At 35.7% G+C, this 22,766-nt stretch carries 19 protein-coding genes and 1 pseudogene; 6 read left to right on the forward strand and 14 right to left on the reverse strand.

Annotation, left to right across the window (positions count from 1 at the left end; genetic code table 11):
- Nucleotides 1–21: 21 nt before the first annotated feature.
- Nucleotides 22–1,122, reverse strand: a complete 1,101-nt coding sequence (locus tag H4K33_RS01590) for a hypothetical protein (RefSeq protein WP_182646747.1) — start codon at nt 1,120–1,122, stop codon at nt 22–24.
- Between the two features lie 287 nt (nt 1,123–1,409).
- On the opposite strand from H4K33_RS01590, the gene nth reads away from it, so the two are divergent.
- A complete protein-coding gene (gene nth / locus H4K33_RS01595; RefSeq protein WP_182646748.1) occupies nt 1,410–2,081 on the forward strand; it encodes an endonuclease III in 672 nt (223 codons plus the stop codon).
- 13 nt (nt 2,082–2,094) lie between these two features.
- Here nth and H4K33_RS01600 read toward each other — a convergent pair whose 3' ends face one another.
- Together H4K33_RS01600 and H4K33_RS01605 are read right to left on the reverse strand one after the other, a co-directional pair.
- Complete coding sequence (locus tag H4K33_RS01600; protein WP_182646749.1) at nt 2,095–2,250, reverse strand: hypothetical protein; 156 nt, start codon at nt 2,248–2,250, stop codon at nt 2,095–2,097.
- Between the two features lie 47 nt (nt 2,251–2,297).
- Nucleotides 2,298–2,882, reverse strand: coding sequence for a sigma-70 family RNA polymerase sigma factor (locus H4K33_RS01605; RefSeq protein WP_182646750.1), 585 nt, complete (start codon nt 2,880–2,882; stop codon nt 2,298–2,300).
- 224 nt (nt 2,883–3,106) lie between these two features.
- Between H4K33_RS01605 and uvrA the strand changes: the two genes are divergently transcribed.
- On the forward strand, nt 3,107–5,917 hold the full coding sequence (gene uvrA, locus H4K33_RS01610; protein WP_182646751.1) for an excinuclease ABC subunit UvrA: 2,811 nt from the start codon (nt 3,107–3,109) through the stop codon (nt 5,915–5,917).
- A gap of 317 nt (nt 5,918–6,234) precedes the next feature.
- Here the strand turns inward: uvrA and H4K33_RS01615 are convergent, their stop codons facing one another.
- The 4 genes from H4K33_RS01615 to H4K33_RS01630 all read right to left on the reverse strand — a co-directional run bounded on the left by H4K33_RS01615 (nt 6,235) and on the right by H4K33_RS01630 (nt 10,928).
- Nucleotides 6,235–7,542 carry a glycosyltransferase family 4 protein gene (locus H4K33_RS01615; RefSeq protein ID WP_182646752.1) on the reverse strand — a complete coding sequence of 436 codons (1,308 nt, stop codon included), beginning with the start codon at nt 7,540–7,542 and terminating at the stop codon, nt 6,235–6,237.
- A gap of 19 nt (nt 7,543–7,561) precedes the next feature.
- On the reverse strand, nt 7,562–9,988 hold the full coding sequence (locus H4K33_RS01620) for a YfhO family protein (RefSeq protein ID WP_182646753.1): 2,427 nt from the start codon (nt 9,986–9,988) through the stop codon (nt 7,562–7,564).
- Nucleotides 9,989–10,184: 196 nt separating this feature from the next.
- Complete coding sequence (locus H4K33_RS01625; RefSeq protein ID WP_182646754.1) at nt 10,185–10,475, reverse strand: DUF4834 family protein; 291 nt, start codon at nt 10,473–10,475, stop codon at nt 10,185–10,187.
- Between the two features lie 78 nt (nt 10,476–10,553).
- On the reverse strand, nt 10,554–10,928 hold the full coding sequence (locus tag H4K33_RS01630; protein ID WP_182646755.1) for a rhodanese-like domain-containing protein: 375 nt from the start codon (nt 10,926–10,928) through the stop codon (nt 10,554–10,556).
- Nucleotides 10,929–11,019: 91 nt separating this feature from the next.
- Here H4K33_RS01630 and hemN point away from each other — a divergent pair, with 91 nt between their 5' ends.
- The 3 genes from hemN to H4K33_RS01645 all read left to right on the forward strand — a co-directional run bounded on the left by hemN (nt 11,020) and on the right by H4K33_RS01645 (nt 13,260).
- A complete protein-coding gene (gene hemN / locus H4K33_RS01635) occupies nt 11,020–12,381 on the forward strand; it encodes an oxygen-independent coproporphyrinogen III oxidase (RefSeq protein ID WP_182646756.1) in 1,362 nt (453 codons plus the stop codon).
- A 10-nt stretch (nt 12,382–12,391) separates the two neighbouring features.
- Complete coding sequence (locus tag H4K33_RS01640; protein WP_182646757.1) at nt 12,392–12,592, forward strand: hypothetical protein; 201 nt, start codon at nt 12,392–12,394, stop codon at nt 12,590–12,592.
- Nucleotides 12,593–12,858: 266 nt separating this feature from the next.
- On the forward strand, nt 12,859–13,260 hold the full coding sequence (locus H4K33_RS01645) for a DUF5367 domain-containing protein (RefSeq protein WP_182646758.1): 402 nt from the start codon (nt 12,859–12,861) through the stop codon (nt 13,258–13,260).
- A 60-nt stretch (nt 13,261–13,320) separates the two neighbouring features.
- Here H4K33_RS01645 and H4K33_RS01650 read toward each other — a convergent pair whose 3' ends face one another.
- From H4K33_RS01650 to ychF, 6 genes are all read right to left on the reverse strand, one after another.
- The gene (locus H4K33_RS01650; protein WP_182646759.1) at nt 13,321–14,238 is read right to left on the reverse strand and encodes a phospholipase A; all 918 of its coding nucleotides are present in this window, start codon (nt 14,236–14,238) and stop codon (nt 13,321–13,323) included.
- 69 nt (nt 14,239–14,307) lie between these two features.
- Nucleotides 14,308–16,971, reverse strand: coding sequence for a DNA gyrase/topoisomerase IV subunit A (locus H4K33_RS01655; protein ID WP_182646760.1), 2,664 nt, complete (start codon nt 16,969–16,971; stop codon nt 14,308–14,310).
- Nucleotides 16,972–16,974: 3 nt separating this feature from the next.
- Nucleotides 16,975–18,828 carry a DNA topoisomerase IV subunit B gene (locus tag H4K33_RS01660; RefSeq protein WP_182646761.1) on the reverse strand — a complete coding sequence of 618 codons (1,854 nt, stop codon included), beginning with the start codon at nt 18,826–18,828 and terminating at the stop codon, nt 16,975–16,977.
- A gap of 95 nt (nt 18,829–18,923) precedes the next feature.
- Entirely contained in the window at nt 18,924–19,838 is a 915-nt protein-coding gene (locus H4K33_RS01665; protein ID WP_182646796.1) for a YihY/virulence factor BrkB family protein, read from the reverse strand.
- A 5-nt stretch (nt 19,839–19,843) separates the two neighbouring features.
- The gene (locus H4K33_RS01670) at nt 19,844–20,452 is read right to left on the reverse strand and encodes a TIGR02117 family protein (protein WP_255493517.1); all 609 of its coding nucleotides are present in this window, start codon (nt 20,450–20,452) and stop codon (nt 19,844–19,846) included.
- A 143-nt stretch (nt 20,453–20,595) separates the two neighbouring features.
- Nucleotides 20,596–21,690 carry a redox-regulated ATPase YchF gene (gene ychF / locus H4K33_RS01675; protein WP_182646763.1) on the reverse strand — a complete coding sequence of 365 codons (1,095 nt, stop codon included), beginning with the start codon at nt 21,688–21,690 and terminating at the stop codon, nt 20,596–20,598.
- A 187-nt stretch (nt 21,691–21,877) separates the two neighbouring features.
- Between ychF and H4K33_RS01680 the strand changes: the two genes are divergently transcribed.
- Nucleotides 21,878–22,345, forward strand: a complete 468-nt coding sequence (locus H4K33_RS01680) for an N-acetyltransferase (RefSeq protein WP_182646764.1) — start codon at nt 21,878–21,880, stop codon at nt 22,343–22,345.
- Nucleotides 22,346–22,436: 91 nt separating this feature from the next.
- Here H4K33_RS01680 and H4K33_RS01685 read toward each other — a convergent pair.
- Nucleotides 22,437–22,733 (reverse strand): annotated as a pseudogene (locus H4K33_RS01685) (DNA primase); the annotation flags it as partial.
- Nucleotides 22,734–22,766: the final 33 nt, after the last annotated feature.

The following is a 22,766-nucleotide window of genomic DNA, read 5'->3' on the forward strand; positions in this document are numbered from 1 at the left end:
CTAGTTAATTTTGTGATTGAATTAATTCAGTGCATTCAAGATTGCAATAACCTCTTGTGTTGTTCCTGTTTTTAAATCTTGTGCCTTAATCTCAATCATTTGTTTTTTCTCTACCTTAATTTCTTTAATTGCATATACCACTTTATTGGTATTTGCATCTACTGAAATAAAGAAAACGTATCCTTCTAATCCAACAGGTACCCATCCGTAATGTTCCGTAAACACCTCTCCTAATTCTGAGTGATTTAAGAAGACATCCAAATGAGCTAACCCCTCCTCGTTCTTTACACCTAAGTAAACCCCTGCGTTTTCATAGTTATATCCTTGAGGAACTTTAACGAAAAACTGCGTCTTTTCACCTTCTTCACTGGCATATTTATCAATATTACTCCACCCTATTTCTGAAGGTAAGTCATTCCATCCATTCAAGAATAAGACATAGTTTTCATTGTTCTCGTCATTATCAAGAAAACCCATTTCTGTTTGGATGGGAATTTCTGTAAAAGTCAGATCGTCTTTTTCGTTTACATTGCCCTGCCAAAGCAACATATCTTCTTGAAATCCACGCGTATTTACAACAGGAACAACCATGTTAATTCCATAATTGGTCACTTGTTTGCCATTGACTTTAATGTCAAAATAGAACTCCCCTCCAGTAATAATAAAACCTCTATATCCTTCAACTGTAAGACGCCCATAATCATCTGTCTGGTAATCTACTCCTCCCCATTCATTTCTCTCTGGATAGATTCCCATAGTTGGGCGGTTGGCAAGTGCCATAACTCCTTTATCGTAGAGTTCAATAAACGTACACGTTACTGTGTCGCCTACTGTTAGTTCACCACCGCGTATATCTAAGTAGGCTACCTCTACTTTCACTCCTTTTTTACTCGTAAAGGCAAATCCTCTGTCTTCATTGAGCAACGCACTGATTTGCTGTTTTTCTCCTTCTAACACCTGTTTTCGTAAATTACTAAATTCAACTGCTGAAGGAATGCTGATTTCCTCTGGTGATGGACCAGGATTTGGCGTTGGACTACTGTCATCACTACTACAGGAGGTTACTCCAATAACGCCGAGCAACAATACAAATGCTGTAATGGTTTGAAATCTCTTTTTCATACTTTTTTGATTTTATTTTGATTTCAAAACTATTAAATAGTTTCTACAAAAACGAAACAATAGTATACCTTAAATAACTAAAACAACTATTAATTAAAAAATACGGTAATAAAATATGTTAAAAAACAAAATACACGCTAATAAAACATACCTTATAGGTATAAGTTCAAGCATTGCCATTTTTATCGAGTTAGTTCCTTTTCTTCTGCTTTAGTTATCTCATCTTTTTTCGCGATATTTGTAAACGAAGTTAACAGTGACATTACGTATAATTTTCACCCTTGATCATGACTAAAACTGAAAAAGTAAATTTTGTTCTTGAAACGTTAGACGCCCTATATCCGGAAATTCCGGTTCCCTTAGATCACAAAGATGCCTATACCCTATTAATAGCGGTACTGCTATCGGCACAATGTACAGATGAACGCGTAAATAAAATCACTCCAATTCTATTTGCAAAAGCTGATAATCCTTATGATATGGTCAAAATGACGGTAGAAGAGATTCAAGAAATCATTCGTCCTTGTGGTTTATCTCCTATGAAGAGTAAAGGCATTTATGGTTTATCTAAAATTTTAATTGAAGAACATGGTGGAGAAGTTCCCGCTGATATGGAAGCTTTAGAACGGCTACCTGCAGTTGGACACAAAACGGCTTCAGTAGTTATGGCACAAGCCTTTGATATTCCTGCATTTCCAGTAGACACACATATTCACCGCTTGTTGTATCGTTGGGGATTTTCCAATGGCAAAAGTGTGCAACAAACAGAAAAGGACGCGAAGCGTTTATTTCCCAAAGACAAGTGGAATAAATTGCATTTACAATTGGTATGGTATGGTCGTCAATATTCTCCAGCAAGAGCCTGGAAATTAGAACTCGATATTATTACAAGTGTTATTGGGCGTAAAACCGTACTCAATGAATACTATAAAAAACAAGAAAAAAAAGCATCGAAATAATCGATGCTTTTTTTTAATTTACTTTTGATGCTTTTAATTTTGTTTCCATAAAATCGCTTAAAGCTAATTGTGACCAAAATTTAGAATACGTCAACAACTTTTCTACCAATTCTGGTTGAGGTAACTTCATATCCTTTGCTTTCAAAAGAGTTTTGTAGTTTTTCTTCATAAAAAATCTTTTATATTCTCTTTTAAAACGTGCAAAGTGCGACTTTATTATAAACTTAATGAAATTTGTTTTTTATCTAACATTCTTCTCAAATTAATAATAGCATAGCGCATTCTACCCAAAGCTGTATTAATACTAACATCGGTTGCTTCTGCAATTTCCTTAAAACTCAAATCTTGATACAAGCGCATTCGAATCACTTCTTGTTGATCTTGAGGTAATTCTAATATTAAATGTTGTAAATCTTCGGTGATTTGATTCTGAATCAACAATTCTTCTATTGTATCACTATCATCTTTTAAGAAAGAGAAGAATGGCGTTTGTTCCGTATCATTGTGAATAACGGTGCGCTTTTCACGTCTATAATGGTCCATAATTAAATTATGAGCAATGCGCATAACCCAAGAAATGAACTTTCCTTCTTCGTTGTATTTTCCTGATTTAAGGGTATTAATTACTTTTATGAATGTATCTTGAAAGATGTCATTTGTCAGTTCAACATCGTCCAATTTACTAAAAATAAATCCAAAAATTTTTGCTTGATGTTTTTTAATTAAAATTTCAAGTGCTTGTTCATTGCCCTTTATATAATGCTGAACTAGCGTTGCATCTGGTAATTGAATTAACTCCATAACAAATTCCTTTTTATAGCGGTTCTATTCTGATCTAAAAAGTACTTTTGTTATATAGGCAATTGATTTTTTGTATTGAGTAAGACAAATATATATAAAAATATTTGTTAAAAACAAATTAATTAAAATTATTGTTAAATAACTTAATTTTTTATTGCATGACCAAAGCGTTTCATAAACAAAGATAAAAGCGTATTTTTGTGACTTAAACACAGGATTCTCATATGTCTAAAATAGATTTTTCGAAACTAGATCCCAAAAAGAATATCATAATCAAAGGTGCACATCTACACAACTTAAAGCATATTGATGTTGTGATTCCTAGAAATCAGATGGTTGTTATAACTGGACTTTCTGGTTCGGGGAAATCGTCTTTAGCTTTTGATACGTTATATGCTGAGGGTCAACGTCGCTATGTAGAGAGTTTATCTTCTTATGCTCGTCAATTTTTGGGTCGTATTGACAAACCCAAAGTAGAATATATCAAAGGGATTGCCCCTGCAATTGCAATTGAACAAAAGGTCAATACAACAAATGCTCGTTCAACAGTAGGTACTTCGACAGAAATTTACGATTATATCAAGTTGTTATACGCTCGTATTGGACGTACCTTCTCTCCTATTTCGGGGCAGGAAGTAAAGAAAGATACGGTAACGGATGTTACGTCTTTGATTCAAACACTTCCTCTTGATAGTAAGTGGCTTTTATTGGCACCTTTGTTTTTTGAAGAGGATCGATCGCTAGCGGAACATTTAGCCATTTTATTAAAACAGGGATATGCTCGTTTATGGGTTAAGGGTGAAATGGTGCGTTTGGATGAGTTTTTAAGTTTAGAAGCGGATATCATCAATCAATTTTCACTAACTGATGTCTTGTTAATTATCGATCGTATTGTTGTAAAAGATACAGATGAATTTTTTAATCGACTGGGAGATGCGGTGGAAACGGCTTTTTTTGAAGGAAAAGGCACTTGTTTTGTACGTGCTCTTGACGGTGATACGCAATATGAATTTAGCAATCGTTTTGAACTAGATGGTCTTACTTTTTTAGAACCCAATATTCATCTATTTAGTTTCAACAATCCCTATGGTGCTTGTCCAACCTGTGATGGATATGGTAATGTTATAGGTATTGATGAAGAACTTGTATTTCCCAATACAGGACTATCTGTTTACGAAAATGCGGTATTTCCTTGGCGTGGTGAATCTATGGGATGGTATCGAGATCAATTAATTCAACACGCTTATAAATTCGACTTCCCCATACATCGTCCAATTTTTCAACTAACACCTGAAGAAAAGGCGCTCCTATGGAAAGGAAATGAATTCTTTACTGGATTAGATGCTTTCTTTGAGGAATTAGAAGAAAAAAATTATAAAATTCAAAATCGCGTTCTACTTTCGAGATATAGAGGAAAGACAAAATGCCCTACCTGTAAGGGAAAACGCTTAAGAATAGAGGCAAATTATGTTAAGATTGGCGGTAAAACAGTTTCTGATCTTGTTGATATGCCTATCGACAAACTGGTACTCTACTTTAAAGAATTAGCCCTAAATAATTATGAGCAACAAGTTGCCAAACGCTTGTTGATTGAAATCAATAATCGCTTGGGATTCTTGCTCAATGTTGGTTTATCTTACCTCACTCTAAATCGAAATTCATCTACTTTATCGGGAGGAGAATCGCAACGTATTAATTTAGCTACTTCACTTGGCAGTAGCTTAGTAGGATCAATGTACATCCTGGATGAACCTAGCATTGGTTTACACCCCAAAGATGGTGAAAAACTCATCGACGTTCTCCAACAGCTCAAAGCTTTAGGTAATACTGTTATTATTGTTGAACACGATGAAGAAATCATGCAAGCAGCGGATCAAATCATAGATATTGGTCCGGAAGCAGGTACATTTGGTGGAGAGCTTGTTGCACAAGGAACACTGGCTGAGGTTTTAAAATCAGACTCTTTAACAGCGCAATACTTAAATGGCACAAGAGCTATTGAAGTACCCAAGAAAAGAAGACCTTATAAACATTATATCGATATTATTGGAGCGCGAGAACACAATTTAAAGAATATTGACGTTCGTTTTCCATTGGACTGTTTAACTGTAATTACTGGAGTTTCTGGAAGTGGAAAAAGTACGTTAGTTAAGCGCATTTTATTTCCTGCTCTGCAGAAAAAATTAACGGGATTAAGCGATAAACCCGGACAATTTACTTCATTAGAAGGAAAATTTGATCACATTAAACAAATCGAATATGTTGATCAAAACCCTATTGGAAGAAGTTCGCGATCAAATCCAGTAACTTATATCAAGGCTTATGATGAAATTAGAGATTTATATGCCAAACAAAATACATCGAAATTAAGAGGATATCAACCTAAACACTTTTCATTCAACGTCGATGGTGGTAGATGTGAGGTGTGTAAAGGAGAAGGAAGCGTTACTGTCGAAATGCAATTCATGGCGGATGTGCACTTAGCATGTGAAGCTTGTCATGGGAAGCGCTTTAAGAAAGAAGTATTGGAAGTTAACTTTGAAGGAAAAAATATCGACGATATCTTATCGATGACTATTGATGATGCTTTGGCTTTTTTCAAACAGTACAACCAAACGAAAATTGCCACACGTTTGCAACCTTTACAAGATGTGGGATTGGGATATGTTCAATTAGGACAGTCGTCTTCTACGCTTTCTGGAGGAGAAGCACAACGTATTAAATTGGCGTCTTTCCTCTTGGCGGGATCCACACGTGAAAAGGTACTTTTTGTCTTTGATGAACCAACTACAGGATTGCACTTTCACGACATTAAAAAACTTCTAACAGCTTTCAATGCCTTGATTGACAAAGGTCATTCTATCTTGGTAATTGAACACAATTTAGATCTGATTAAATGTGCCGATTACATTGTAGATATAGGTCCAGAAGGAGGTGAAAATGGAGGTCAATTGATCGCCTTTGGAACACCTGAAGAAATTGTGCAATGCGCTGCATCTAGTACAGGACAATACTTGAAGAATAAGCTGAAATAAACTCTTTTATTAGAAAGAAGAAAAGGGAAAGAGGAAAGAGGTGAATTCTCCAGACGCTATAAAAAATAAAGGACGAGTTACACTCGTCCTTTATTTTTTTATTTTATCTCACTTTGATTGGATTTGTTTTGAGGTTCGATGAATCTTCACTGCGTTTCGATTTTCACTTCGTTTTCAAAAATCTCCTCTATCCTCTTTCCTCTTTCCTCTTTATCTCACCAAGTTTATATTTGTTTTTGTGTTCGATGAATCTTCACTACGTTCCGATTTCCTCTTTCCTCTTTCCTCTTTCCTCTTTCCTCTTTCTTCTATCTTACTTATTTTCTTTCTTCCAAAAGACTCACCAAGCGCTCTGTCAGTCGCTTGCGGCCAAAGTACTGCAATCCCATAGCGTGTACTTTTAATTGATTATTTTGATACTGTTCAAAATACTGAAGTAAGATCTCGCGTATCTTATCCTTTTCGCTGTAAAGTGCATTTCGTCCGACGTTGGTTTGCTGAATAATTTCGAAAAAATCAGATTCCTCAGGACCAATAGCTAAAATAGGTCGTTCTGCTGCCATATATTCAAAGAGTTTTCCTGGAATAATAGCCTTTGTATCATCAGAATCTATTTCAACCAAGAGTAAAACTTGTGAAGCACGCATTTGTCTCAAGGCTTCTTCGTTATCCACATATCCTCTATTATCCGTACATTCCAAAAGTTTAAATTCATCTATTGTGCGGAGAACATCATCGCTAATCTTACCGATCAACTTCAATTCAAATGCATCGCGAAAGGCTTGATTTTCCCTTCTTAATTCACTTATGGCTTTCCATAATACACGCGGATTGCGATTAGAAAGAAAAGAACCAATATGTGCTAAAGTAAACTTTTCATCTAAAGGAATTTTTCCTAAATGACTTACATCATATCCATTGGTAATAATGGCAATGGGTTTATCCGTTTTAGTTTCAAATTCACTTCGTGTTGTTTTACTTGTTACAATTAGCTGATCGGCTGTATTTAACACCTCTTTTTCAAGTGCTAAATGCTTGTTTTTTGATTGATCTGATAGTTTAAGCTCCTTATGGTAACCAATTGTAGTCCAAGGATCTCTAAAATCAGCAATCCATTTAATATTTAATTTTTTCTTCAGAGCTAATCCAATCATATGAACACTATGCGGAGGTCCCGTTGTTATAATTGTATCGATATCTGGATGCTTTTCTAAATAGGAATAGAGATAGGAAACGGACGGTTTTACCCAACCAACACGTGCATCAGGAATAAACATATTTCCGCGAATCCACAGCAATAATTTATCCCATTTAGATTGATTTCTCTCTTGTGGAATCATTCCTGAACTCATCGTTTGAGCACGTTGTCCGCCTATTTTCTTTGCCAGCGAATAAGGTTCTTTTATTTTATGTCTCAAAATTGTCACCGCAGGATCGACCTCCATTTCTAACTTGGTATCAATCAAAGGGTAATTTGCTCCATCGGGAACGTATACAATAGGTTCTATGTCAAAATCGGGCAAGTACTTTACGAACTTCAACCAACGTTGTACGCCTGGTCCTCCAGCTGGTGGCCAATAATAACAAAGGATGAGTACTTTTTTCTTTTCTTTTTTCTTTTCCATTTCAAGTAATTGATCGCTTTTATTTTTCTTTTCTTTTTGTTCTTGTTAAGGCGATTGCCCCTACTGATAGCAACACAATTAGTATACTACTCGCTAAAGCAATTCTGCTTCCCGTTTTTACCACTTGTGGTTCAAAGCTAAATTCAATCGTGTGTTTTCCTTTTGGTAGAGTAATTGCGCGCAAAACATAATCTACGGCAAAAATAGGCACTTGCTGACCATCTACTTTTGCAATCCATCCTTGTGGATAATAAACCTCAGAAAATACAGCTAAACCATCATTAGTATTCACCGACTCGTATGTTAACTGGTTGGCTTTATAAGAAGTCAGTTTAATTGTTGCTAGTGAATCAACAACATAAGTATCTGCAAGCGATTGTTCAAAATCGCGTGTATTAAATAGGGCTGTTGTTTTGGTGTTAATTGTTTCCAAAGCTTTCATTTCTTGATCTGCCGTGGTTACTTTTTGAACGTTCGACACAAACCAAGCATTTCCGTTTGCTTCTGTATTAAGCATCGCTACGCTTCTACCCTCTTCATCTTCTTGAATAATATACTTTACATTCATCATATTAAAGACAGTCATTGGATTGTCTTTTAATTGATAGTCAGCTAATTGTTGAATTCTTCTAGGTTTTGCTGCGTGATATCCTCCTAACGAATGATGAAAATAAGAAGCTTTCGCACTGTTTAATCCTCCTTGGGCATCAAATACCCTAAAGTGCGTTGGATCGTTTAAAATTTGCTTATCTGCTTGTGTTATATCAAAAGGTTCCTCCATTTTTCGAGCAGCAACAAAAGATTCGTCATTAACGTATTTGCGATCTACCATCACTAGATCACCTACCAATAACAATCCGACGATAACTAGTGCATACATTTCTTTGATTTTGTCTTTGGCCAAAACAAATAATACTGCTGCTGTTGCCAAGATCAAAAGGAATGATCGAATTAAGTCACTTGTATACATAGCTTTGCGTTCTTCTATCAAAGCACGCACAAAACCAGGACCTACCTCTCCATACGCCATGCGATAGTAATCGTCATTTAATCCTGAGAAAGTAAGCATTCCTTTAATTAGAAAAAGTAAGATGATCAAACCTCCTGCAACTAAGCTCGTTTTCTTTAAGGCTTCTATCTTTTGTTTTTGTTCTAATCTAAAATAGTTATATAAACCAAGTATTGCTAGAACAGGAACACACATTTCTAAGATAACTTGAATGGAAGATACCGCTCTAAACTTATTGTACATCGGTACAAAATTGATAAAGAAATTCGTTACCAAGGCGAAGTTTTTCCCCCATGAAAGCACTAGTGCCAAAAGGGCTCCGATAAAGAAGATGTATTTGAGTTTTCGCTTTTCTGTAAACATTCCCAACACAAAAAGGAAAAAAACGACTGCTCCGATATACGCTGGTGCAGCAACAATTGGTTGATCGCCCCAATACGTTGGTGCTTGTTTACTCATTTCTTGTGCTTGTTGAGGGTTAGCACCCATCGATACAAAGTATTTCGAAATGGCATTATCTTTTTCTAATTTTTCATTATTAGCACCTCCTGTTAATCGTGGAGCGATTAAATTTAAGCTTTCAAAAACACCATAACTATACTCCGTGATATAGTCGTAACTCATCGCATTCGAAGATGCTTTTGGCGTTCCATCTGGTTCATAAGTTAGCTCACTAGCGCTGCGTGTACTGAATTTTGTATATTCGGCAGTAGCCATGATATTGGTTGCATTGGCTCCAATGCTCAGTATCCCTGCTCCAACTAAGATGGCGTATGCAATCCCTAAACCTTTCCAATCTTTTTCTTTCGCGTATTCCCATGTATAGACCACAGCTAAAACAAGCAAGAAAAGCAATAAGTAATACGTCATTTGAAAGTGATTTGCACTAATTTCAAGTGCTGCTGCAACAACAGTCAAAATACCACCTGCTACATATTTCTTTCGAAAGACTAATAAAACACCTGCCACAACCAAAGGCATATAAGCAATGGCATGTGCTTTAGCGTTGTGCCCAACTCCAAGGATAATAATTAAATACGTTGAAAAACCAAAAGCTAGAGATCCGATAAACGCCTTTAATGGACGGATTCCCAATACTAATAACAAGGCATAAAACCCAACAAAGTACAAGAATAAATAATCTGCAGGACGCGGTAAAAAGCGAATAGCCGTATCTAGGTGCTTCACAAAATTATAAGGATACTTTGCTCCTAACTGATAGGTGGGCATACCTCCAAAAGCGCTATTTGTCCAATAGGGCTCTTCGTTAAATTCTGTTCTAAAATTGTTTTGCTCTTTCGCCATCCCAGTATACTGTACAATATCAGATTGATAAATGACCTTATTCTGTAATACAGGTGAGAAATAGAGTAAAGCTACTACGATAAAACCGACTAACACCAATAGATGTGGCACATATTTTTTTACTGCATTCATGCTATAAAATTAACTTTGCTGTGATTGAATTCTGTTCAATTAGCTAAAGTAAGTAATTTTAAGGTTAGATGAGCCGTTTTGTTTTTGCGATTTTTGTGTTTTTGCGTTTTTTCACAAGACGAGAAAATAAGAAATAAAAAATGCCCCAAAAGTGACTTACTTATTGGGGCAGGTTTACTCTTTTTGAGTGTTTTAATTATTTCTTATCAACTTCTTCAAAGTCAATATACTCTCCAACAACTTTCGTTGAACGTGGAAATTTATCTTTTCCTGTTGATGTTTGATTATTGAAATTTGATTCTTCTTGAGTTGATCTATTTTGTTGATAAAAATCTTGCTGTTGCTGTTGAAAATTACGTTCTACTTTTTTTGCCATTTTGTAGACAAAAAGTGGAAATAAGTAGCGCATCGCAAATTTAAAAGCATAATAGATCACAACAATAATGACCAATGTTCTTAAAAAACTTCCAAATGATGCTATATCCATACTTTACCTTTTTTTCAAAAATAGCAATTATTTCAATCATCCAATACTGTGAATTCTTAAATAATTGATAAATTAAACCTAGTCGTGTTCAGCCTTCCACGCTTTGTATCCTCCAGCTAGTTCAACAACGTCAAATCCTGCTTTTTGCATCTTTTCCGCTGCTGCTGCACTACGCTTACCAGATTGACAGAAAATATATACAGGTTTCGTTTTGTCTAACGTACGAATTACTGTTTCAAAATCATCTGCTAAAAAATCAATATTTTTTGCGTTAGAAATTGTTCCTTCTTGGTATTCTTTTGGTGTACGCACATCGATTAACTGTACTTTTTTTGCTGTTATTTGCTTCTCAAATACAGTTGAATTTACTAATTCTTTTGCTTTAACTTCTTGAGCGTTAACCTTAAAAAAAGAAAGCATCACTAGCAATGCTGTTAAAATTATATTTTTCATGGTGTTTTTCTTCTAAATATTTTTAATCAAGTGACAAATATCAGTATTATTCAATTTTGTTCCTGTTACATTTGTTACAAATATACGAAAAATGGCTACCCCTCTGATACAAAAATACAACGTTCCAGGACCTCGATACACTAGTTATCCTACGGTTCCTTATTGGGATGAAACCACTTTTTCTCGTGAAAAGTGGCTAAAAAGCGTAAAGGAAACTTTTGACAAGACCAATACAAGTGAAGGTATTAGTCTTTACATTCACTTGCCGTATTGTGAGAGTTTATGCACTTTTTGTGGTTGTCATAAACACATTACCAAACGCCATGAGGTTGAAGTACCCTATATTCAAGCGTTGTTAAAAGAGTGGAATCTCTACTGTGACCTTTTAGAGGATCAACCACGTATTAAAGAGATTCACTTAGGAGGTGGTACTCCAACTTTTTTTGAACCTAAACAGTTAGAAATCTTACTGACCGGTATATTAACCCGCGGTATAAAAGCAGAGAATTACGAATTCAGCTTTGAGGGTCACCCAAATAATACAACTAAAGAGCATTTACAAACTTTATTTAACCTCGGTTTTCGAAGAGTTAGTTTTGGCGTACAAGATTATAATCGCGAGATACAAAAAGCCATAAATCGTAATCAAACGTTTCACGATGTCGCTAAAGTAACTCTTTGGGCCAAGGAAATGGGCTATACCTCAATTTCTCATGATATTATTTTTGGATTGCCTTTTCAAAAAATAGAACATGTTATCGATACGATTGAAAAAACCAAATCACTTTCACCGGATCGATTAGCTTTTTATAGCTACGCGCATGTTCCTTGGATCAAGGGCAACGGGCAACGAGGTTTTAAAGATGAAGATGTACCGAAAGATGAAGAAAAGAGAAAGTTATACGAAGTAGGGAAAAATCTATTAGAGGAGAAAGGGTATAGTGAAATTGGAATGGATCACTTTGCATTAAAGACAGATAGCTTGTACAAAGCAATGAATACCAATGCTATTCATCGAAATTTCATGGGATACACTTCATCCAAAACGGATTTGATGATCGGGTTAGGTGTTTCGTCTATTAGTGACAGTTGGACCGCCTTTGCTCAAAACGAAAAGAACATCGAAGCGTATTATCGCTTACTAGAGCAAAATGAAATTCCTGTGGTAAAAGGACATATTTTAAGTGAAGAAGATTTGATTATTAGAAAACATATCCTAAATTTAATGTGTAATCTCAAAACAGATATTAGCAGTGATTTGGATTTGATTAACTTCACTCCCATTCTTGAAGAATTAAAAGAAATGGAAAAGGATCAATTAATTAACATCAAAGACCATGTCATTACTGTAAATAAAGTTGGACGAGCATTCGTTCGCAATATCTGTATGGCATTAGATTTGCGTTTACAGCGCAACAAACCAGAACGCGCTTTGTTTTCTATGACGATTTAATTTGAAAGATATGAATAAAAAATTTGAAAAAATAACCACCTATCTAGTCCTATTCCTATTGGTTTATGGTATCTATCAATTAGATATGGAACACCTTTGGTCTATTGAGATAAACTGGTTTTCATTTCTAGCTTTTGCAATCTTCTTGTGTTACTTGGTCTTTTCTTTAAAAAAGGCTGCCAAACAACAAGACTTACAGAAGGAAAAATAAAACAGAATACATGTAGTTGTCATTATACAGCTCCTTATCAATACAATAAAAAGCGATGGTCAATTAATTTCACCATCGCTTTTTATTTCTTCTCCGTTTAATATACACTCATTTTTTGACTTTTTTTGCTTATTTTCGTTCTGAAATTGAAGATAAATACCGCAACATGTTAGCGTCGAATGAGTTGCCCTTTTCTCGACAGGAAAGGAAAAGTCTCAAAACGCATACATCCTTAAAACTGGCGTTGTCTCCTTAGTATTTGAAAAATGAACAAAACAAACCGATCGTTTATTATTCCTGTTCTTTTTATAGGTTTTTTAGTTTGGCTCTTAGCTACTTTAGCTTTCCGTTTTGCAGGACAATTTTTCTTTATCACAGAATCTTCTACGGTTTTAGCTCTTCTTTATTTTATTCTAATTCCCTCCATGATTCTTCTCTCGTTATTTACATTTAAAAAATTCAATTTATCGGGATTTGAAAAAACAGCAGCTGGAATTCTACTGGTATTACCAGGTATGCTTATTGACACTTTTGTTATTCAATTTTTCGAAGATATCTTTCCCAATATGCCAAGCAGTAGAGCTGCGTCTTTTGGCTCTTGGTTGATGTGGGCTTATAGTCTGGTAATTTTATCGGCTATAATTAGTAGTGTGCAACAAAAAAAGTAATCTTTTAGATTTAAAACACAAACAAAAGGAGAGCTATCAAGCTCTCCTTTTGTTTGTGTTTTAGTACCATTCCATTAAGGAAATTCCGATACCTATTGTCGTTTGATTCCAATTATAGTCAATCAGAGATTCTCCATATCCATTATTGACAACGAAAAATGCTTTGAGGTTATTCTTAATTGGATACGTATACGTTAACTCGTGAAATCCTTTATATCGAGAATTAAAACGCATATTATTACGCGTCATAAAAGTGAGTACCTGGCCATTGTGTTCATAAGCCACCGTTAATTCTCCTTTTCCATAATACTCCGTAATGAGCGCATTATCGTCCGTCTTATTTTTTTCCGATAATCTTATCCAGGGCTTCAGCATAAAAGTCCACTGATTATATTCCATTCCCGCATGCATAATCACTCGATTCCAACTTCTTGAAGTAGGTTCACTCTTTCCGTTAGATTGATGGTTTAATGCAAAACCCGCCATTTTGAATTTGAAATTACCGATAGCAAGATCCAAAGGATAATTAAAGATAACTTCTGGTTCGTAGTTCAATTCTCTAAAAGGTCTAGAAACCTCTCCATTAAATACTTGCCAATTGGCTGTTTGTGTAAAAGCCAACCAAATATCACCTTTTCCAAACAATAAACCCTCAGTTACTTTAGTCTTAAAACTCAATTGAAAACGGGCCTCTACTCTATTGTAATCAACCGATTGAGGCTGTCCCATGTGTTCACTGTAACTAAAAGGCTGTTTGTTGGGTTTACTACTCCATCTTGCAGGCAAAAGATAAATAGGTTTATAGGGAGAAATGGTAAATGTTTTTCTCTTACTTGTTGGGGATAAATCCCATCGTTCCGTTAAAGAATGTACCACTGTATTTTCGAATAAATGGTCCTCCGATGGCGTTTGTCCATACGAAGTTCCAATCATCCCCAACAATGTGCTACCACAAATGAAATATGTTTTCCACTTCATCTTCTCAAATCTAATTTGATTTATCTTTTAACCGTTTATACAATGGAGCCTATCCATCAAAAAGCTACCTTAAAACAGGCTACTTTGTCCATCTTCATCAATAGTGACATCAGGTAAATTCTCTAGCTCATACGCTGTTGTCTCTTCCGCTTCTTCTACTTCTTCTTCATAAGGCAAAGACTCCAAATGATCAATTTGTTTTACTTTATCTGTTGTCAGTTGATTACCTAAAGCTTTAATTCCCCTAACAGCTATAAACTGCTCTAAATCAACAATTAAACTTTCTTTCTGAACTCCTTTAACCTTAGAAAAAACAACCTCTACTCTTGGTCGATAGTCCGTAGAAACCAATTCTAATTTTGAATTCTCGTGTTCTGAAATAAAGATTTCTTCTCTATTTTCATTTTCCACGATAAATCGCTTCACATAGTATCTTGTTTTCTCGCCATCAAAATAAATCGCTGAAATCGGTTTTGTTGGTTTCCATTTTTCCAAGACGATCATATCTTCCTCGAAATGGGTTGTCAATTCGGGAATAACCGTTTTCAGCTTACCACTTTGTGTGATAATCAGCAAGCGGTCTTCTGGTTTAAATTCACCTAACAATTCTCCTCTTCCTTCAACGTTTAATCGTCTAACAGTATCGTCATACCAAATTTTACGTGGACGCAAAGTAGATATTCCTTTTTCTTTCAGTTCAATTTTTTTAATCGCGTATTTTGTTACTAAGTTTCCTTTAGCGATACGACCTTTGATGAGCAATTCTGCAAAATCCAAATCAAATTTTAGCTTCTTCACATTACTCAATTGACGCAACAAGATGGTTACTACCTCTGCTTCACCATTTGGATTGGCAGAAAAATAAAGCACCTGAGAACCTGGATTACCTTGTGTCAAATCATATACTTTATCCCGTGTAATGCTCATCACATTAAAACGCTTGATATAAGAAGGTCCGGATTTTCCATCGCGGTAAATCAAATTGTAAATGGTGCGCTTGTCATTCTTTGCAAATACATCAATATGAATAATATCTTTACCGACAAATCGCTTTTCTTCTACTTTAGAAATCACCATAGAACCGTCGCGCAAAAAGACAATAATATCATCGATATCCGAACAATCGCAAACATATTCATCCTTGCGCAGCGAGGTACCAAAGAATCCTTCTTGTCTATTTACATAAAGCTTAGTATTTCTCAGTACTACTTTAGTAGCTTCAATCGTATCAAAACTTCTCAATTCAGTTTTGCGCTCTTTGCCTTTACCGTACTTTTCTTTTAAATTCGTAAAGTATTTAATCGCAAAGTCAACCAGATGGGCAAGGTTGTATTTTACTTGTTCGATTTCACCCTCTAGTGATTCGATTTGTTGATTGGCTTTATCAATATCAAAACGTGAAATACGCTTGATTCGAATTTCTGTCAATCGAACGATATCTTCTTGTGTTACAGCTCTTTTCAGATTAACTACAAAGGGTTTTAATCCTTCGTCAATAGCTGAAAGCACTCCTTCCCACGTTTCTTCTTCCTCAATAGCACGATAGATCCTATTTTCAATGAAAATGCGTTCTAACGATAGGAAATGCCATCTTTCTTCTAATTCGCCCAGTTCAATTTCAAGTTCTTGCTTGAGTAAATCAACTGTTTGGTGTGTAGAGCGTTTGAGCATTTCCGAAACGCCAATAAAGAGCGGTTTATTGTCTTGAATAATACAAGCCAACGGTGCGATTGATGTTTCACAAGCAGTAAACGCGTATAGAGCGTCAATCGTTTTATCGGGAGAAGTTCCTGCAGGCAAGTGAATGAGAATTTCAACACTCGCTGCGGTATTATCTTCAATTTTTCTAATTTTTAGTTTCCCTTTCTCATTTGCTTTTAACACACTATCAATCAATGATGTCGTTGTTGTTGAAAATGGAATTTGAGTAATGACTAAGGTATTCTTATCCAATTGAGAAATTCGTGCACGCACACGTACACGACCGCCTCTTAATCCATCATTATAGGCGGAAACATCGGCAATTCCCTCTGTTGGAAAATCGGGAAACAGGGTAAAAGGCTTTCCTTTTAATATTTTTATTGAGGCATCGATAAGTTCTAAAAAGTTGTGTGGCAACACTTTGGTTGACAACCCTACCGCAATTCCCTCCGCTCCTTGCGCTAATAACAAAGGAAACTTTACAGGTAAATTAATAGGTTCATTACGGCGACCATCATAAGAAGACTGCCAATGTGTAATTTTAGGTGAATACAACACTTCCAAGGCAAACTTACTCAGGCGGGCTTCGATATAACGCGAAGCAGCAGCCCCATCACCAGTAAGGATATTCCCCCAGTTTCCTTGCATGTCGATCAACAATTCCTTTTGCCCCAATTGCACCATAGCATCTCCAATACTCGCATCACCGTGTGGGTGATATTGCATGGTATGCCCCACAATATTAGCAACCTTGTTGTAACGACCATCATCTAACTCTTTCATCGAGTGCATAATACGACGTTGAACAGGCTTAAAACCATCTTCAATTGCCGGTACAGCACGCTCTAGGATTACATACGAAGCATAGTCCAAAAACCATTCTTTGTACATTCCTGTAACCTTGGTAATCGTCTCTTTTTCTTCTTCTTCCTGTAATTCAGTATGATCTTCTACAAAATCCCCATTTTCGAGGTTATTCGGTTGGATATCGTCCTTTAGGTTATTGTCATTCAAATTATCTTCCGTACTCATAGCTTATTCTTCTACAACATCAAGTTCAACTTTCAAATTATCGATAATAAATTCCTGTCTATCGGGTGTATTTTTACCCATATAGAATTCTAACATTTTTTCGATAGACATCGATTTATCAAGCATCACAGGATCAAGGCGTATACTTTCACCGATGAAATGCTGAAACTCATCTGGTGAAATTTCCCCTAATCCTTTAAATCGCGTGATTTCCGGTTTAGGTTTTAATTTTTCGATCGCTGCTACGCGCTCTTCATCACTATAACAATAGATGGTTTCTTTTTTGTTTCTCACACGGAAAAGCGGTGTTTGTAAAATATACAAATGCCCTTCTTTAATCAATTCCGGGAAAAACTGTAAGAAGAAAGTAATCAACAGCAGTCGGATGTGCATTCCATCGACATCGGCATCGGTTGCGATTACGATATTGTTGTAGCGCAAGCTTTCAAAATCTTCTTCAATATCTAAAGCAGCTTGCAATAGGTTGAACTCTTCATTTTCGTATACAATTTTTTTAGTCATTCCATACGAGTTCAAAGGTTTACCACGCAAACTAAATACAGCTTGAGTGTTGACATCTCTAGATTTTGTAATCGATCCTGATGCCGAGTCTCCCTCTGTAATAAAAAGAGTACTCTCTAAATATCTTGGGTTCTTGATGTCTGTCAAGTGTACGCGACAATCGCGTAACTTACGATTGTGCAAGCTCGCTTTCTTTGCGCGCTCTTTGGCAATTTTACGAATACCTGACAATTCTTTTCGCTCGCGTTCTGCTTGCAAAATTTTGCGCAACAACGCATCAGCAATATCTGGATTCTTGTGTAAATAATTGTCTAATTGCGTTTTAACGAAGTCATTGACAAATGTACGTACGGTAGGTAAATCCGGTCCCATATCAGTAGAACCTAGCTTTGTTTTGGTTTGCGATTCAAATACAGGTTCTTCTACCTTTACTGAAATAGCAGCAACAATAGATTTACGAATATCTGACGCTTCAAAGTTTTTGTTGTAAAACTCTTTTAACGTACGAACTAAGGCTTCTCTAAATGCACCTAAATGCGTTCCGCCTTGTGTTGTATTCTGTCCGTTAACAAATGAATAGTACTCTTCTGAATACTGAGTTTTACTATGTGTAATTGCCACCTCAATATCATCCCCAGATAAGTGAATGATTGGATACACTTGATCTTCTTCATCGATATTTTCATTCAACAAATCTTTTAATCCATTTTCTGAATAAAACTTTTCGCCGTTGAAAATGATCGTTAATCCTTTGTTTAGGTAACAGTAGTTTTTGAGCATACGCTCAATATACTCTTTGCGATACTTGTAATTTTTAAAAATTTTCTCATCCGCAACGAAAGAAACTTTCGTTCCTTTTCGCTTTGTTGTTTCGATTAACTCCTCTTCATTTACTAAGTTTCCCGCAGAGAAATCAGCTGCTTTTTGCTGATTATCACGAACTGAAACAACGCGGAAATAAGTAGACAAGGCATTCACTGCTTTTGTACCTACCCCATTTAGACCAACTGATTTTTTAAATGCTTTGGAGTCATACTTACCTCCTGTATTCATTTTCGATACTACATCGATTACTTTACCTAATGGAATACCACGTCCGAAATCACGTACGGTAATCATTTTGTCTTTTAATGTAACTTCAATAGTCTTTCCTGTGCCCATTACAAACTCATCAATACTATTGTCGATTACCTCTTTGATTAGGATATAAATCCCATCATCAGGAGACGATCCATCACCAAGCTTACCGATATACATACCCGGACGCATACGGATATGTTCTTTCCAATCTAAAGAACGAATATTGTCTTCAGTATATTGATTTTGATTCTGCATATAAATTGTTGGAATTTGTGCTAAAATACTACTATTTAAGGTAAAATAAAAATGATAAAAATTTGTAAATACCGTTTTTTCGCCTGTTAAACTTTCTATTCTTCAAGCTTTTTGATGGCATTTTTATCAATTTCTAAAGAAAACTCACCCGGTCTAATTCGTTTGCCAAAAAGCGAGGCGTAATTTTTGGTAAATTCAGCTCCAAAATACAAAATCATCGCTGAATAATAGACCCAAACTAACATAATAATAATAGATCCTGCAGCTCCGTATAAGGAAGATTTTGCCGTTGTTCCCAAATAAACGCCGATACCAAATTTACCAATCATAAACAATACTGCAGTAAAAGCAGCACCTACAAAAGCATCTTTCAATCGAAGTACTCCATTGGGCAAGGTCTTGAAAATTACAACAAATAAGAGCGTAATAATTAAAAAGACAATAACATTATTAATCACTTGTACGAAATAAATGGTTGATTCAGCAAAATAAGTGGTCAAATATTCAAAGAGAATACTTGCAAGTGAATTGATCAACAAACTAACTAGCAATAAAAACCCAACTGATCCGATCATGGCAAAAGAAAGCAATCTATTTTTCAATAAGCGAATCATGCTTTTTTCTGGTTTAGCCACAAACCCCCAGATGTAATTAATTGAACTTTGGATTTCGGCAAACACACCTGAAGCGGTAAACAATAGCATCGCAACACCAATAATAGTTGGCAATACCCCTGACCGATTGATGGTAACGTTGTTCATTGCATTTTCTACTTCTTTGGCCGTATTAGGCCCTACCAACTCACCTACTTGCTGATAGAAAAAAGCAGAAACGTCTTTTTCTTCCAAGAAAAATCCCGAAGCAGATACGATTAAAATAATTAAGGGAGGTAATGCAAAAATGGTGTAGTACGACAAAGCAGCGCTAAATGTAGTTGCTCGATCATCTAAAAAGTCTACGACTGAATTTTTGAATAAAAGTCCAATCTTCTTAAAAGGTATTCTTTGTATCATATCTATTTATAATGCCTAAATATTCCTTGATCATGTAAGGTCCATAAGGCCGCATTTTGATTTGTTCTTTTTAATCCCTGATTCACCCAAGTATTGCACGTATAAAATAAGCTATAACTCCCTTTAGCTTCATAAAATGCATCTGACAAACCATATCTGTGCGCTTTAATGGGTTTGTAGCGTTCTTGTTCTGTTTGAAAACTGGCATCGATATAGTTCACCAAGGCGAGGTACGCTTCTTTTGTCAATGTTAATTGAACGACATCTTCTCCTTGTTCAAAATAAGTGTAAGCTGTTACGTGCATTGCCGAATCACCTGTACCGGAAATTGCGCGTAAGGCGGTTGTCAAACTCAAATCACTCCATGTAGGGGTATCTAAATAAAACCCGCGATCACCCCATCCAAAAGCCAACCACTGTGCTCGATGTGAAGGCAGTTCTAATCTAGTTCGCCAATCTATCACGTCATTCACTACAGGCACAACAAAATCGGTATGGACACCGTTTGTGGACAGGAAGATAATTACCTCGTCTTCTGTCTGTTGACTCTTCTCCTTGTCTCCTACAACAGGTATCACAGATAGCAAGTAGAAAACCGCTACATATATCATAACAAATGTAAAAAAACACAAGGTAAACACTTTGAAAAAGTGTGCTATTTTTTTTAGCATATTCCAACCAATCAAAACTTAAATATACAAAAAAAGAGAGGTTTTTGTCGACCTCTCTTTTTTTGTTTTACTTGTTGTTATCCTTATACGTTAAAGCGGAAATGCATTACATCACCATCTTTTACGATATATTCTTTTCCTTCAACTCTTAGTTTTCCTGCTTCTTTTACTTTCGATTCAGAACCAAACGTCACATAATCGTCGTAAGCGATTACTTCTGCGCGAATGAATCCTTTTTCAAAGTCCGAGTGAATTACTCCTGCTGCTTGCGGTGCAGTATCACCAACGTTAATAGTCCAAGCTCTCACCTCTTTTACACCTGCAGTAAAATACGTTTGTAGATTTAGTAATTTATATGCTGAACGAATTAATTTTGACGACCCTGGTTCTTCTAATCCCAAATCTTCCAAGAACATTTGACGCTCCTCAAACGTTTCAAGCTCTGTGATATCTGCTTCTGTTCCAACAGCTAATACGATCACTTCAGCATTTTCGTCTTTTACAAGTTCTTTCACTTGTTCTACGTAGTCATTTCCGCTAACCGCTGCTCCTTCATCTACATTACACACATACAATACAGGTTTTGTTGTAATTAATTGGAATGCTTCTAGTAGCTCTTCTTCATCTTGATTTTTTGCTTCAACAATACGAGCTGATTTTCCAGCTAGCAATGTTTCTCTAATACGATCTAATAAATCTGCTTCTACTTGTGCTTCTTTATTTCCTGTTTTAGCTGCTTTTTTTACTTTTTCTAAACGTTTCTCTACCGTTTCCAAGTCTTTCAACTGCAATTCGATATCGATTGTTTCTTTATCGCGAATTGGATTTACTTTTCCATCAACGTGCACGATATTATCATTGTCAAAACAACGTAAAACGTGGATGATTGCATTACACTCGCGGATATTTCCTAAAAATTGGTTACCCAATCCTTCACCTTTACTTGCTCCTTTTACTAATCCAGCGATATCAACGATTTCTACTGTCGCTGGTAAAACGCGCTCTGGATTCACCAACTCTTCTAATTTTAATAAACGGGGATCTGGCACGTTTACAACTCCAACATTGGGTTCAATTGTACAGAATGGGAAGTTAGCACTTTGCGCTTTAGCGTTTGATAAACAATTGAATAGTGTTGATTTTCCAACATTAGGCAATCCTACAATACCTGCTTTCATATTTTTAGTAACTTATTGTCTTTTTATAATGGTTGCAAATATATTCAAATTTTACATAAATTCTTCTATTCTCTCCTACATTAAAAGATAGAACACCCTCAAATGCTATACTATTCTCACTTTTAGGGCTTAAATTTCTTAAATACAAGAAAGATTGTACTTTTGTTCTAGACAAAATCGATCATTTATGCTACTTGAATCCCTTGAAATAAAAGAAATAAAAAACAAACAATACCCTATGCATTTGCTTTTATTAGCGGATGAAACGGTAGAAGCAATTGAGCAATACCTTTATGACAGTCAGGTATACAGCGTGTGGAAAGACCAGGAGGAGCTTGCTGTTTTCTGTCTCTATACCCAAAGCTCTACTTGTTTAGAAATAAAAAACATAGCCGTCAGCACAGCTTATCAAAACCAGCATATTGGCAGTTTTTTGCTCAAAGCAATCAAACAACTTGCACAGCAACAAAACTACGAAACACTGCTTGTAGGAACATCTGATACGGGAGATGCTCAAATCCGCTTTTATGAACGCAATGGATTTGTACGTCACGAAATACGCAAAAATTTCTTTCTAGACCACTATCCTGAACCTATATTTGAAAATGGAAGACAAATGAAAGACATGATTGTATTGAAGCTTACCCTTTCTTAATCTAAAAAAGAGCCTTTTATTTCGTCAGATTACAATAAAAAAAAAGCTATCGCAGTGCGATAGCTTTTTTTTATATTACTAGAAACTGTTAATCTTCTTCGTCAGCAATTTCTAAATCCTTCAATGCATCTAATGAATCATCTGCAGGATCTACAAAATCATCTTCATCTTCGTCATCGAAGTTCTCGATACGATCGGCTAACTTAGTACTTACTTTAACTAGATAGATGGTGTCTTCTGTTCTCACTTCAACAGCCTCAACAGTTTCGTTTTTAATATTTTTAAAACGAATAATATCTGAATCGTCATAACCATCAGGAAACTTCTCCACTAAAAGTGTCAAAATTTCGTTTGTTAATTTCGCGTAATCAACAATTACTCTCTTCATTTTATATTTATTGCTTTATTTCGTTTTCAAATG

Source organism: Myroides sp. WP-1, from assembly GCF_014145635.1.
In the GTDB taxonomy this organism is placed as follows: domain Bacteria; phylum Bacteroidota; class Bacteroidia; order Flavobacteriales; family Flavobacteriaceae; genus Flavobacterium.